This window comes from Luteibacter sp. OK325, from assembly GCF_003050935.1.
Classification (GTDB): domain Bacteria; phylum Pseudomonadota; class Gammaproteobacteria; order Xanthomonadales; family Rhodanobacteraceae; genus Luteibacter.
In genome coordinates, this window is sequence record NZ_QAOX01000010.1 from 93,510 (window position 1) to 106,971 (window position 13,462).

Here is a 13,462-nt window from a genome sequence, read left to right on the forward strand (position 1 = left end):
GCAATGAATCCTTCGCCCAACCTGTTCCTGGTCGGCCCTACAGGGGCCGGCAAGACCACGATCGGACAGCGCCTCGCAGCGCACTATGGCCTGACGTTCGTCGACCTCGATGTTGAGATCGAGGCACGCTGCGGCATGACGATCGCCGCGCTCTTCGAAAGCGAAGGCGAAGCGGGTTTCCGGGCACGTGAGTATGCGCACCTGGACGAGTTTAGTCTGCGTCACGGTATCGTGCTCGCCACCGGCGCCGGCGCCGTGCTGGCCCCCGACAATCGCGAGCGCCTGATGAGCCGGGGCACCGTGCTCATGCTCGGCGTCGACGTGGACGAACAGCTCGATCGCCTCCAGCACGATCGCGTCCGCCCGATGATCGCCGGCAACGATCGCCGGGGACGGCTGGAAAGCCTCGCCCACGATCGCAACCACCTCTACGAGGAAATCGCCGACCTGATCTTCCGCGGTCGCCACGAAGGCGTCGACGACGCCGCGCCCCGCGCGATCGCCCTCCTCGACCGCCACTGGAAACGCAGCTGATGGAAACCGTCGATGTCGCCCTCGCCGGGCGCGAATACAGCGTCTGGATCGGCCCCGCCCTCATCGCGGACAGTGCGCGCTGGCGCGCGAGGATCCGCGGCAGGCACGTGCTGGTAGTCAGCAACACCACGGTCGCACCGCTCTACCTCGCCGCGCTGGCGAAGGGCCTCGAAGGCCTGACGTGGTCGTCCTACCTCATCGACGATGGCGAAACCCACAAGACCTTCGCCAACGTGGGTCGTGTCCTCGAAGCGCTCGGTGAACTCGGCGCCACGCGCGACGCCTGCGTCATCGCCCTGGGTGGCGGCGTCGTCGGTGACCTCGCCGGCTTCGCCGCCGCCTGCTGGATGCGTGGCATCGACTTCATCCAGGTGCCCACCACGCTGCTGGCCATGGTGGATTCGTCCGTCGGGGGCAAGACCGGCGTGAATCTGCCCGCCGGCAAGAACCTCGCCGGCGCCTTTCACCAGCCACGCGCCGTCGTCGCCGATGTGGACGTTCTCGCGACGCTACCCCAGCGCGAGTACCGCGCGGGGCTGGCCGAAATCGTCAAGGGCGCCGCGATCGGCGATCGGGACTTCTTCGCCTGGCTGGAAACCCACGCCGACGCGCTGGCGCGACGGGATCCCGACATCCTGATCGAAGCGATCGCGCGTAAGTGCCGCTACAAGGCGGGCGTGATCGCGCGCGACGAAACCGAACAAGGCGAGCGCGCGCTGCTCAACCTGGGCCACACCTTCGGCCACGCACTGGAGACCGCAGGCAACTACAGCGAGATCCTGCACGGCGAGGGCGTCGCCATCGGCATGGTGCTGGCAGCCCGGCTGTCGGAAAAGCTGGGCATGGCCCCGGCGGCCGACACCCAGCGCCTCACGCAGTTGCTCGATCGCCTCGGCCTGCCCACCACCGCATCGCGCGAGCACGCTGCCAGCCGTCTGCTCGACCTGATGCGCCTGGACAAGAAGAACACCGCAGGTACGTTGCGCCTGATTCTCTGGCGCGGCATCGGCCGTGCGGAGATCGTCTCCGGAGTGCAGGACGCGGACGTCCTCGCCGTGCTCGATTGAACCACCTACAATGATCGGCCCTGCGCCAGCCCGGATCGTTTGATGCGGATCTACATGCAAACCATGCCCGAAGCGGCGACGGAAGCGCCCCGCTTCGTCCAGATCACGCTCGAGCAGGATCTCCTCGGCGGCTGGACCCTGTACCGCGAGAGCGGCGTCCAGGGCGGCAAGACCACGCTGAAGCGCGAGGTGTACCTGGAGCGCGATGCCGCGCAGGCCGCCTTCGAGAAAGCGCGCGACGCGCAGATAAAAAAAGGATTCAAAGTGATGTTCAGCCAGGGTCAGGAGTCGGCACATGGCCGCTGACGTCCTCCGCAACGATCGTTTCCTCCGCGCGCTGCGCCGCGAGCCAACCGACACCACGCCGATCTGGGTGATGCGCCAGGCCGGCCGCTACCTGCCGGAGTACCGCGCCACTCGCGCCCGGGCTGGCAGCTTCATGGGCCTGGCGACGAACCCGGACTTCGCGTGCGAAGTCACCTTGCAGCCGCTGGAGCGTTTCGAGCTGGACGCGGCGATCCTCTTCTCCGACATCCTGACCATTCCCGATGCGATGGGCCTGGGCCTGACGTTCGAGCAGGGCGAAGGCCCGCGCTTCGCGCGTCCGCTGCGCGATGCCGCGTCGATCGAGAAACTCGCCGTGCCCGACATGGACGGCGAACTGCGCTACGTGATGGACGCCGTACGCCTGATCCGCAAGGAACTCGACGGCCGCGTGCCGCTGATCGGTTTCTCCGGCAGCCCGTGGACGTTGGCCTGTTACATGGTCGAAGGCGAAGGTTCGAAGGACTTCGCCCGGGTCAAGGCGCTGGCCTGGAACGAGCCCGCCCTGGCGCACCACCTGCTGGACACCGTGGCGCGTTCGGTCGCCGCCTACCTGATCGCCCAGGCCCATGCCGGTGCGCAGGCGCTGATGATTTTCGACACCTGGGGCGGCCTGCTCGGCCCCGCACCGTTCGCCGAGTTCTCGCTGCGCTACATGGCCCAGGTAGTGGAAGCCCTGAAAGCCGACCCAATCAGCCGGGAGCTGCCGGTGATCCTGTTTTCCAAGGGCGCCAGCGGCCAGCTCGAAGCGCTTGCCGACACCGGCTGCACCGGCCTGGGCGTGGACTGGACGATCGACATCGGTGAGGCACGTCGCCGCGTCGGCAACCGCGTCGCCCTGCAGGGCAACCTCGACCCGGCGGTGCTACGCGCCTCGCCGGAGATCGTCGCGCGCGAAGCCCGCGCGGTGCTGGATGCCTTCGGCAATCATCCCGGGCATGTGTTCAACCTCGGGCATGGCATCACGCCCGAGGTGGATCCGGAGAACGTGAAGGTGCTGGTGGATACCGTGCATGAGCACGGGCGGGTCATTCGGGGCTGAGCAAAAGCGTCGCCGATGAATCGGCTCCCACATTAGAGACCTTCGCAGGAAACCGACCTGGGAGGGATGTTGTGGGAGCCGCTTCAGCGGCGAATAAAGACATGCGCGGCGAAGCCGCGAACCGATCAGAACCGGTTAGGCCCCGCCTTATGGCACTTCCCCACCTCGGCCCGGGCCGCCATCGCCTGCCCCTGGTCATTCGCCTGCATGCGCATCTCGTAAATCGTCTGCCAGTTGCGCGCGCAAAGGCTACCAAACCCGGGGCCCATCTCGAACGACTGCTTTGCCAGCTTCTCCGCCAGCGGGAAATCCTGCATGCGGACGGCCACTTCGGCGCGGTCCTGGATCAGTTCCGGTGCCTGCGGCGCCATCTTCAGGGCCTGGACGAGCTTGGCATCGGCGTCCGGGTAGCGGCCGGCCTGTTCGTCCGCCTGGGCAGCCTTTTCCAGGCCCTGCACGCCGGGATCGCGCAACGGGGCGACTTCGATGGCCGACTTCTCGCGCTCACCCGCGGCGCGGATCTGGGCGACGATATCGTAGGCGGGCTTGCTCGGCCGGGTCGCCTGCGGCGGGGCGGGCTGGCTGCAGGCGGCGGCGAGCGTAACGGCGGCGATGGCACAGAAGCGAAAGCGATGCATGGGTCAATCCGTAGGATTACTGGGAACGGGCGGCGCCGGCTGGGCGTCGCCGCCGCCGAACATACCCTTGAATTGCTGCCAGAAACAGCCCTCCTCGGCATCCGGGACATAACCGGAGACGAAGGGGAACTGCCGGGCGCCCTGGCAGGACGGGTCCGTACGCTTGCCCGTCTGCGGGTTCACCCAGGCCATTTCGAGTCCATCGCCCAGCGCCGTGGGCAACGGTCTGGTCGGCAGCTTACGGAACAGCTCCTGCCACACGCGCATGCTCCCGGTGGCGCCGTAGAGGCCCGTCGGCTTGTTGTCGTCACGGCCCATCCAGATCACGGCCAGGTGCTCGCCCGTGAAACCGGCGAACCAGCTGTCGCGCTGGCTGTCGCTGGTACCTGTCTTGCCGGCGGCATGGAGCGAGCCGAGCGACGAGTTGCCGATGGCCGCGGCGGTACCGCTGTTGACCACCTGCTGCATGGCCCACGTGGTCAGGCGGGTGGCGGTCTGGTATTCGCCCTCGCCGCCCTTGACCTCGTAGCGCTTGATCGCCTGCCCCTTGTTGTCCATCACGCCGCTCACCGCGATCAGCGGCAGCGCGTGCCCATCGGCGGCGATGTACTCGTAGAGCTGGGCGACCTGTAACGGCGACAGGTCGATCGCGCCAAGCAACAGCGACGGGCTGGGATTGACGTCTTCAAGCCCGAACGATTCCAGGAAGCCCTTGATCCGCGGCACACCCACCTGCATGCCCAGGTGCACGGTGGCGAGGTTCCACGAATGCACCAGCGCGTCGAGCATCGGCACCTGGCCGTGGATCTCGCGGTCGTCGTTCTGCGGGGTCCACGGCTTTCCGTCCGGCTGGGTCATGTTGATCGGCGTGTCGTCGACGATCGTGGCGAGCGACCACTTCGAAGGCTGCGCCCACGCCACCAGATACACCAGCGGTTTGACCAGGGAGCCGATCGAGCGGCGGGCGTCCAGTGCGCGATTGAAGCCCTGGTCGCCCGGGTCGCGGGAGCCGACCACGGCCAGCACGCTGCCGGTGGCGGTGTCGGTGACCACGGCGGCGGCTTGCGCGGCGGCGCCACGCTTACCGAGCGACTTCGCCGTCGTCAGGATGGCTTGCTCGGTGTACAGCTGGGCTGCCGGATCGAGCGTGGTGAAGATGCTCAGGCTACCGTCGCGCAGCGCGGCTTCGTCGAAGTCGTTGGTGATCTGCGCACGGACCAGCTGCATGAAGGCCGGGAAGCGGTTGTGCGGAAGTTGTGCGTTCTCGGCGATGCCGAGCGGCGTGGCCTGTGCCGCCTTCATCTGCGCATCGTCGAGCAGGCCGGTGTCGTGGAACTGCTGCAGCACGAGGTTGCGTCGCGACAGCGCGCGGTCAGGGTAACGGCGCGGATCGTAGTAGCTTGGTCCCTTCACCAGCCCGACGAGCATGGCGATCTCCTGCGGACGCAGGTCTTCCAGTCGACGCCCGAAGAAGAACTCGCCGCCGGCGGCGAAACCGTGCACGGCCTGGCTGCCCTGCTGGCCGAGGAAGACCTCGTTGACGTAAGCCTCGAGGATGCGACCCTTCGAGTAATGCGCTTCCATCAACACCGAAAGGATCGCCTCGTTCACCTTGCGCAACATGTTCTGGCTGCGGTCGAGGAACAGGTTGCGCACCAGCTGCTGGGTTAGTGTCGAGCCGCCCTGCACCGCGTGACCGGCGCGGAGGTTGGCGAGCGACGCCCGCGCGATAGCGGAGAAGTCGATGCCGATGTGATGGTTGAAGTCGCGATCCTCCACCGCCTGCAGGCCCTGCACGAGCAGCGGCGGCACGTTCTCGAGGCGCACGATGCGACGCTCTTCCTGCTGCGCACCGTAGAGGGTGGCGATGCGCGCGGGATCGAGATGGATGGCCTTGATCGGCTTGTCGTTGGTGTCGTCGACGATCTGGCCGACCTGGCCATTGCCGAGGCTCACACGGATGCGATGTGGCAGCTCGCCACCATCCGGACCCGAATAGCCGCGTGAGGCGATGATGAAACGTGAGCCGTTCTTCGAGTAGCTGCCCTGGACCTTGCCGCCGCCTTCGGTGGTGTAACCGGCGAAGGTGAGTTCCAGTTCCAGCGCGGCAGGCGTCATGGCACGCCCCGCTTCCAGCGGGAGCGGGCGCGCGTAGACGCGGGTCGGCACCGCGAAGACCAGGTCGTTGAAGCGATCCTGCAAGCGGGCGTTGAGGATCAGCGTGTACGGCAGCAGGAAGCCGAACACGAGGCCCATCACGAGCCAGAAGGGAATGCGCAGCCAGGGCCAGCAGGCGCGCAGGAAGGAGCCAAGACGATTCAGGAAAGCCAACGCGGGGAGGTCCTGGGGAAAGAGACGTAGCCGGATGATAGGGGCACTGCCCCGGCGCCCATCTGAACGAATGCTGGCGAAGCAGTGACCGGAAGGGTCAGGAGGCCGCCTGCCACGCCTCGGGCCCCGGCGTAAAGGCGCGGGGATGGATGCCCAGAGCGGCTTCCAGGTGTCGATTGTCGGCGATCAGGTCGCTATCGAGTCGGTGGATGGGTCCCCGCATGGCCGGCGACACCAGGGTCGCGACGTTCAGGATAAACCGCGGGATGGGCAACGGAAGCGTCGCCGAACCCGCCGTACGACGTGCCCGGCGAAACATCTCGGCGGCGCTGAGCCGTTCGCCACCACCGATCGCGAAGGTCTGATTACGGCCCGCCGGGAGCGCCAGGGCGGCCACGATGGCCGCCGCGATATCGTCGGCATGGACCGGCTGACGCTGGCCCCGGCCCGCCGGCAACGGGAATACGTGCCGACGGATGGCGGCCTGGACCACGGGGGTCAGGCTCTTGTCGAGGCCGGCGCCGTAAACCAGGGTCGGGCGGAATATCGTCCAAGGCATGCCCCGCGACGCGCAAACGGTGCTCAACTGGGTCTCTGCTTCGCGCAGGATGCGTGACAGGTCACGCTCTTCCGGATTGGAGGAGTTCCGTTTGGTTTCCGCACTCATCGAGGACGTCGCCACGACGTGTGGCGTGCCCGGCAGCCGCGTCCCCGCCAGCCATTGCGATAGTCCGTTGAGCGGACCCAGGCAGACGACGGCCTTCAACGGCGGCAGCGCCGGCATACCGCCCGGAAGATTCCCGACCAGCCAGTCGGGATCGCCTGCGCGAGGCTGTCGGCTCAGCGCCAGCACGTCCTCGCCGGCGGCAGCCAGGCGAGGCAAGAGGAAGTGACCGATCTGGCTCGACGCGCCGATGACAAGAATCTGCATGCGGCCGCTCATCGCCCCGTCGCGATACGCTCGTAGGCGCCCTGGAGGCGCGGGTCGTCCGGCGCATAATGGCGCGCGCGGTCCAGTGCCTGGAACGCACCCTGACGGTCGCCCTGCGAGGAGCGCTGGAGTGCGCTGTCGATCCACGCGCTGCCCAGGCGGTGACGCATCTCGCCCTGCGAGGCATCGCCCGGGGCGAGGTCGGAAAGCGTCGCGTAGAGGTCCTCGGCGCGCTTGACGTTGCCGTTGGCGACGGCCTGCTGCATCAACTTTTCGACCTGACCCGGCAAGCCCTGCAGGCCAGCGCGAGCGGCGGGGTCGTTGCCATCGATAGCCAGCGCATTGCGATACAGGTCGTAGGCGCTGTCGCCCGGCGGATCCATGATGTCGCCACGGGTAACAGCGGCCTGGGCACGGGTGACCAACGCGGCCACCTTCGCTTTCTGTTCCGGACTGACCGCCAGGGAAGCCTCGGCCGTGTCGCCATCGCGTACCGTGGCCACCGCATCGGATGAGCCGCCGCGTTTGCCGCCACCCTTCGCTTCGCCGCCGCCGATTCGTGCGCGCGCGGCAGCGAGTTCGGCAGACTTCGGCGCCAGCCTGGCCGCCTGATCGAGCAGGCGTGAGGCCTGTGCATCATCCTCGCTATCGAGTGCGGCGTTGGCCTGGACGATCAGCGCCTGGGCCACTTGCCCCAGGCCTGCTTTTGCATCCGCGTTGTCCGGGTCGGTGGCGAGCACGGCGTTGAACCGGGCCAGCGCGTTGTCGTCGCCATCGCCGGTGAAACGGCCAGCGCGCATGGCATCGTTGCCCTGCTGGATGAGGGCGGTGACGGCGTGGTCATCCTGTTTGCGATTTTCCGCCAGCGATGCGCGCAAGGAAGGCAGGTCGCCGTAGCCCGGCACGAGAATGGCGATGCGATCGACCAGTGCGTTCGCCTTGACCCTGTCGTTGTCGGTGATGGCCTGGCGCGCCTGCGCGGCGAGCGCGTCACCGACCTTGTCGAGGCCGCGCGCGGCCACCGTGTTCGATTTGTCCGCGTCGAGCACGCGGCGATAGAGCGCACCGGCACCGTCGTCGCCATCGAGCTTGCCTGCCGCGAACGCCTGCTGCGCCTGGTCGATCAGGGACTCGGTGTGTCCTTGCGGATTGCGGGCCTGCGAGAGGCGTGCGCTCAGCTGCTCGACATCGCTGCCGCCACCGAGCAACTCACGCGCCACATTGAGTGCGGCCTCTGCCTCGTCGAGCCGGCCGGCGGTGAGCGCCTGGTCGGCGCGGGCGATCTCGGCCTGGCCCACGCGACGCAGGCCATCGCGGGCCTGGTCGCTGTCCGGTTGCTGGTCGCGGGCCTTTTCGAACAGCTCACGCGCGCTGTCGCCCTGGGTGCCGTCGAGCTTGCCGGCGGCGAGCGCCTGGTTCGCCTGGGCGAGCACGTCGTTGAGTTCGGTGCTCGGCACGAGGTTGCGCAGGCGATCCTGCTGCAACCACAGGCCGGTGCCGGCACCGATCAAGACGAGCACCAGGACGGGAATCAACCAGCCGCGCTTGCGCGGTCGGCGCGGCGACGGTGTGGGGCCACCGGTTCGGCGACGCGGCTCGTCGACGACGAAGTGAGGCAAGCCGTCGTCGACCGGCGGTGCCGGCTTGTCCAGATCGTCGAGCCGCCCGAGGGTCGGTTCGGTTCGTCCGCGTGGTTCGTGGTCGTTCGAGTCTCGGCGTCCGCTCATGGGTCAGGCATCTTCCCTAGGAGCGCAGCAGCTTAACATCGGGGTGTGAACGGCTGTTCAAAGCTCGACGCGGATGAGGCTCGCCGCGCGCTTGGCCTTGTCCAGCGCTTCCTCGACCGTTGCACCGCGGGCGAGCGTCACCGCCATGCGACGGCGCCCGCGGACTTCCGGCTTACCGAAGATGCGCAACATCGTGCCGGTCTCGGCCAGGGCATCGGCGATGCCATGGTAAGTCGGCGCCGCACCTTCGCCTTCGACCAGGACGGCGCACGAGGCAGCCGGGGCAAAAGCGTGAATTTCCGGTACGGGCAGGCCCAGGATGGCGCGCGCATGCAGGGCGAATTCTGAAAGATCCTGCGAGATCAGGGTGACCAGTCCGGTGTCGTGGGGACGCGGGCTCACCTCGGAGAAGATGACCTCGTCGCCGCGCACGAAGAACTCCACGCCGAACACACCCCAGCCGCCGAGCACAGCCGTGATAGCGTCGGCCTGCAGCTCGGCGGAGACGCGTGCCGCCTCACTCATCGGCTGCGGCTGCCACGACTCGCGGTAGTCGCCGTCTTCCTGGCGATGCCCGATGGGTGCGCAGAACGACACGCCGTCGCGATGACGCACGGTAAGCAGGGTGATCTCGTAGTCGAAGTCGATGAAGCCTTCGACGATGACGCGACCGCGGCCCGCACGACCACCGGACTGCGCGTATTCCCATGCCGCGTCCGCATCGCCCGACTGGCGCACGACGCTCTGACCCTTGCCCGAGGAACTCATCACCGGCTTGACCACGCAAGGCGTGCCGAGTGCGCCGATGGCGGCGAGGAACTCCTCGCGCGTATCGCAGAACCGGTAAGGCGAGGTGGGCAGTCCCAGCGTTTCCGCGGCAAGGCGACGGATGCCTTCGCGATCCATGGTGAGCCACGCGGCCTTCGCGGTGGGGATGACCTTGAGGCCTTCCTTTTCCATGTCGATGAGGGTTTGCGTGTGGATCGCCTCGATCTCGGGAACGACCAGATGCGGTTTCTCTTCTTCGATCAGCTTGCGCAGGGCGGCACCGTCCAGCATGTCGATGACGTGGCTGCGATGGGCCACCTGCATGGCCGGCGCGTTCGGGTAACGGTCTACCGCGATCACCTCGACCGCGAAGCGCTGCAGCTCGATGGCGACTTCCTTCCCGAGCTCGCCGGACCCCAACAGGAGCACCTTGAGGGCGGTGTGCGAGTGCGGTGTGCCGAAGGTCTTCATGGGGGCGGGTCCGGATGGGATCGAAGGCCGCATTCTACCGGGGCGGACCCCTACCAATGGGGTACTTGACTCCAGCCGTGAAAGTGCTGTTATGCAGTTGTCCCCAACAATCCGGAAGTACGCTCATGAGACGTCGTCTTGCCGCCGTCGCCGTACTGCTGTGTCTCACCGCCACTTCGGCCCTGGCGGATCAGCGCTGGATGACCGTTCTCCTCGACGGTCGCAAGGTGGGTAGCCTGCAGATCGACCGCGACCAGGCGGGCGACAAGGTGACCACGACCCAGGTACTCAACTTCCGCCTGACCCGCGTGCACACGCCGATCCTGCTCGAAACCCGGATCAAGACGGTGGAGTCCCCGCTGGGCGCTCCCCTGGCGTTCTATGCCAGCACCAATATGTCATCGCAGCAGAACCTGGTGGAAGGCCAGGTGCGCGACGACGGCGCGTTCCAGGTGGCCAACACCGTGGGCGGCCAGTCCAAGGTGAACCTGCTCATCTGGCCGACCGGCGCCTCGCTGGCCGAAGGACAGCGACTCTCCATGCTGGCCCATGGATTCAAACCGGGCACGACCTACCAGATCCGCAACTTCGACGCGGTGAAGCAGCAGGTGGCCAACATCCAGGTCGTCGTCATCGGCGACGAGATCGTCGATATGCCCGACAACCGTCAGGAAACACTTCACCACCTGAGGCAGTCGCTGGTCGGTGCCTCGGGCGATCGCAGCGTGGACGTGTGGATCGATAACGAGGCCTATATCCGCCGGGGCATCTCCCCCCTGCTCGGCTTCCGCCTGGAGATGGCTGCGTGCAGCGAAGCCTGCGCGAAGGCGCCCGACCAGGACGTGGACCTGCTCCGCGCGGCGATGATCCAGTCGCCGCGGCCGATGGTCATGGGGCTGCGCGCCGCGCCGGTGCGCTACACCGTCACGGTTCGCGGCAATTTTCCGGAACCCTTCGTCGAAACCGACGAGCAGCACGTGAGCTCGATTGGCGACGGCGTCTACATCATCGACGTCGGCTTCGGCCATATGGCCAGCGACGAGGCAGCACCCTCCCCCGAAGACACCGCACCCAATGCCTGGGTGCAGTCGGATTCGCCGAAGATCCGGGCCTTCGCGCAGCAGATCACCGGCGACGCGAACAGCGATCTCCAGCGCATGCGCCGGCTTCGCTCCTACCTCTCCGACTACATCTCGAGGAAGGGACTCGATGTCGGCTACGCCTCCGCACTGGAAACCATGGATAGCCGGAACGGTGACTGCACCGAGCATGCCGTCTTGCTGACGGCCCTGGCGCGTTCATTAGGCATCCCGACCCGCGTGGTCACCGGCATCGTCTACGCCGAACGCATGGGAGGCGCGACGCGGGTCTTCATTCCCCACGCCTGGACGCAGGCCTTCATCAACGGGCGGTGGATCAGCTTCGACTCGGCACAGCGACGATTCGACTCGACGCACATCGCGCTGGGCATAGGCAACGGTGACCCCTGGCGGTTCTTCGCGGCGATGAGCACCCTGGGTCACATCACCATTAATCGGGCGATCGCCGGTTCGAATCTGATGGACCTGCCAATGCCCTCGGGCATGACGGCCAACATTGGAGGCGGCAAGGGTTCCGACTGATGGGTGTTGGTTGCGAGCACCCATCGCCGATGAATCGGCTCCCACAAGGTGCCCGACCCGCTCTCTGTGGGAGCCGCTTCAGCGGCGATGCCTACGCGGCGGAACCCGCACGCCCCCGCAACGCCAACCCCACCGCCACCCACCCACCAATAAACGCCACCCCACCCACCGGCGTCACCAGCCCGACCAGCCGCGGCGCCCCGACCGCCAACGCATACAGACTGCCCGAAAACAACACGATCCCCAGGGCGAACAGCACGATCGCCACCGACCGCGCGCGGCCCGGCGACAATCCGATCACCGCGGCAAAAAGCGCCAGCGCGTGCCAGAAATGGTATTCCACGCCGGTGTGCCAGATTTCCAGTCCGTGCTCGTCGACCACCCCGCGCAGCGCATGCGCGCCGAAGGCCCCGAGGGCGACGGCCGAGGCGCCGGCGATGCCGACGAGGAGGGCCTGGGCAGCGCTGACATGTTGTCGCATCCGGATCGTTCCCGTAGGAGGAAGTGCCTGAAGGCCGGCACGGGTGGCGTATCCTTTGCGGGATATGTCGCGGAGTGTCGCATGAAGCCCTCGTTCTCCCGCCGGGCCCGCTGGGCCTTGCTGCTCCTGATCGCCCTCGTCTGCCTGGGCGGTTGCCAACGCGACCCCCAACCCGCCTGGAAGCTGACCGACGTGTCCGGCCACCTGCCCGACCTCGACTTCCGGCTGACCGATGACAACGGCAAGGCCGTGACCGGGGCCGACTTCAAGGGCAAGGTCACGCTCATGTACTTCGGCTACACGCACTGCCCCGATGTGTGCCCGCTGACCCTGACCCAGCTACACGTGGTGCTGGATCGCCTTGGCCCGCAGGCGGACAACGTGCGCATCCTCTTCGTCAGCGTCGATCCCAAGCGCGACACGCCCGAGATCATGCATGCCTATGTCAATGCGTTCGACAAGCGCGCGGTCGGCCTGGTCGGTTCGGATGCCGACGTGGAAGCGCTGGCCAAGCGCTATCGCTCCGCCTTCACCCGCGAGCCGGACCGTGGCGACGGCGCCTACGACGTGAGCCACAGCTCGGCCATCTATTTCTTCGATGCCACGGGCAAGGCCCGCCTGCTGGCGACGCCGTCCACTTCGCAGGACGACATGGTGCACGACCTGCACCTCCTCACTTCGCTGGGAGCCCAACCGTGACTTTCCGATCGCTCGCAATCGCGCTGCTGCTCGTCGCCGGCGTGGCACATGCCGCCGATGCGCCCTCCGTCAAGGCCAACGGCGGCTGGCTGCGTGTACTCCCCGGCAATCTGCCCGCCGGCGGCTATGTGAGCTTTGAGAACGTCTCCGATCGCACCGTTTCGATCGTCGGCGCCTCGTCGCCGGACTATGCCAGCGCGATGATCCATCGCAGCAGCACCGACGGTGGCATGGGACGCATGGAAATGGTCGACAGCGTACCGCTGCCGCCCAAGGGCAAGGTGGCGTTCTCGCCGGGCGGTTACCACGTGATGTTGATGGACTCGAAGCACCCGGTGAAACCGGGCGACAGGATCATGGTGACGTTCGAGCTGTCCGACGGAGAAAATTTGCCGGTGACGTTCCTGGCCCGCCCGGCGAACGCAACCGGCCCAACGGACTGACCTGTGGGAGCCGGCTATGCCGGCGATTGTAGGAGCCGATTCATCGGCGATCCCGCGGTAGCGGGCAAGGTCGCCGCAAGCACCCGATCGCCGCTGAAGCGGCTCCTACATGTACTACTTGGTGACAAACTCGGTTGGCGCGTCGTGCGTGCCGAGATCCTCGCGGTATAGCTCGTTGACTTCCGCCGAGTCGGGGCCATCGTGCAGCCACACCTCGAGCCGGTCGATCGCCGCCGCCTCGCCGTAGACGACCACCTCGACACTGCCATCCAGCAGGTTGCGGGCGTGGCCGGTGAGCGCCAGTGCTTTTGCCTGTTCCCGCGCCGAAGCACGAAAGAAGACACCCTGCACCTTTCCCCTCACGACGAAGCGAGCGGCTTTCAT

Annotated in this window: 14 protein-coding genes; 7 read left to right on the plus strand and 7 right to left on the minus strand. The window is 67.0% G+C overall.

Going from position 1 to position 13,462, the window contains the following annotated elements; genetic code table 11:
- The first annotated feature begins 3 nt into the window (after positions 1-3).
- Genes C8J98_RS18800 through hemE form a run of 4 tightly spaced genes read left to right on the plus strand, consistent with a single transcriptional unit; the run spans position 4 to position 2,967 of the window.
- Positions 4-534, plus strand: coding sequence for a shikimate kinase (locus tag C8J98_RS18800; protein WP_107914884.1), 531 nt, complete (start codon positions 4-6; stop codon positions 532-534).
- Entirely contained in the window at positions 534-1,601 is a 1,068-nt protein-coding gene (aroB, locus tag C8J98_RS18805) for a 3-dehydroquinate synthase (RefSeq protein WP_107914885.1), read from the plus strand. Before C8J98_RS18800 ends, aroB begins: the two co-directional genes overlap by 1 nt.
- 42 nt (positions 1,602-1,643) lie before the next feature.
- Positions 1,644-1,907, plus strand: coding sequence for a WGR domain-containing protein (locus tag C8J98_RS18810; protein ID WP_107914887.1), 264 nt, complete (start codon positions 1,644-1,646; stop codon positions 1,905-1,907).
- On the plus strand, positions 1,897-2,967 hold the full coding sequence (gene hemE / locus C8J98_RS18815) for a uroporphyrinogen decarboxylase (protein WP_107914889.1): 1,071 nt from the start codon (positions 1,897-1,899) through the stop codon (positions 2,965-2,967). The genes C8J98_RS18810 and hemE overlap by 11 nt, the downstream gene beginning before the upstream one ends.
- Before the next feature lie 125 nt (positions 2,968-3,092).
- Here the strand turns inward: hemE and C8J98_RS18820 are convergent, their stop codons facing one another.
- From C8J98_RS18820 to purT, 5 genes are all read right to left on the minus strand, one after another.
- Positions 3,093-3,605: a hypothetical protein gene (locus C8J98_RS18820; protein WP_107914891.1), complete on the minus strand. Its 513-nt coding sequence runs from the start codon at positions 3,603-3,605 to the stop codon at positions 3,093-3,095.
- A gap of 3 nt (positions 3,606-3,608) precedes the next feature.
- A complete protein-coding gene (gene mrcB, locus C8J98_RS18825) occupies positions 3,609-5,861 on the minus strand; it encodes a penicillin-binding protein 1B (RefSeq protein WP_107915029.1) in 2,253 nt (750 codons plus the stop codon).
- A gap of 172 nt (positions 5,862-6,033) precedes the next feature.
- Positions 6,034-6,867, minus strand: coding sequence for an NAD-dependent epimerase/dehydratase family protein (locus C8J98_RS18830; protein ID WP_107915031.1), 834 nt, complete (start codon positions 6,865-6,867; stop codon positions 6,034-6,036).
- 8 nt (positions 6,868-6,875) lie between these two features.
- Entirely contained in the window at positions 6,876-8,594 is a 1,719-nt protein-coding gene (locus C8J98_RS18835; protein WP_107914893.1) for a tetratricopeptide repeat protein, read from the minus strand.
- A 57-nt stretch (positions 8,595-8,651) separates the two neighbouring features.
- Positions 8,652-9,833, minus strand: a complete 1,182-nt coding sequence (gene purT / locus C8J98_RS18840) for a formate-dependent phosphoribosylglycinamide formyltransferase (protein WP_107914895.1) — start codon at positions 9,831-9,833, stop codon at positions 8,652-8,654.
- A gap of 125 nt (positions 9,834-9,958) precedes the next feature.
- Here purT and C8J98_RS18845 point away from each other — a divergent pair, with 125 nt between their 5' ends.
- Complete coding sequence (locus C8J98_RS18845) at positions 9,959-11,455, plus strand: transglutaminase-like domain-containing protein (protein WP_146171676.1); 1,497 nt, start codon at positions 9,959-9,961, stop codon at positions 11,453-11,455.
- A gap of 91 nt (positions 11,456-11,546) precedes the next feature.
- Here C8J98_RS18845 and C8J98_RS18850 read toward each other — a convergent pair whose 3' ends face one another.
- Positions 11,547-11,936, minus strand: a complete 390-nt coding sequence (locus C8J98_RS18850; RefSeq protein ID WP_107914899.1) for a DUF423 domain-containing protein — start codon at positions 11,934-11,936, stop codon at positions 11,547-11,549.
- An 81-nt stretch (positions 11,937-12,017) separates the two neighbouring features.
- Between C8J98_RS18850 and C8J98_RS18855 the strand changes: the two genes are divergently transcribed.
- The gene (locus tag C8J98_RS18855) at positions 12,018-12,635 is read left to right on the plus strand and encodes an SCO family protein (protein WP_107914901.1); all 618 of its coding nucleotides are present in this window, start codon (positions 12,018-12,020) and stop codon (positions 12,633-12,635) included.
- Entirely contained in the window at positions 12,632-13,078 is a 447-nt protein-coding gene (locus C8J98_RS18860; RefSeq protein ID WP_107914903.1) for a copper chaperone PCu(A)C, read from the plus strand. The genes C8J98_RS18855 and C8J98_RS18860 overlap by 4 nt, the downstream gene beginning before the upstream one ends.
- A gap of 114 nt (positions 13,079-13,192) precedes the next feature.
- On the opposite strand, the gene C8J98_RS18865 is transcribed toward C8J98_RS18860, so the two are convergent.
- A complete protein-coding gene (locus tag C8J98_RS18865; protein ID WP_107914905.1) occupies positions 13,193-13,462 on the minus strand; it encodes an acylphosphatase in 270 nt (89 codons plus the stop codon).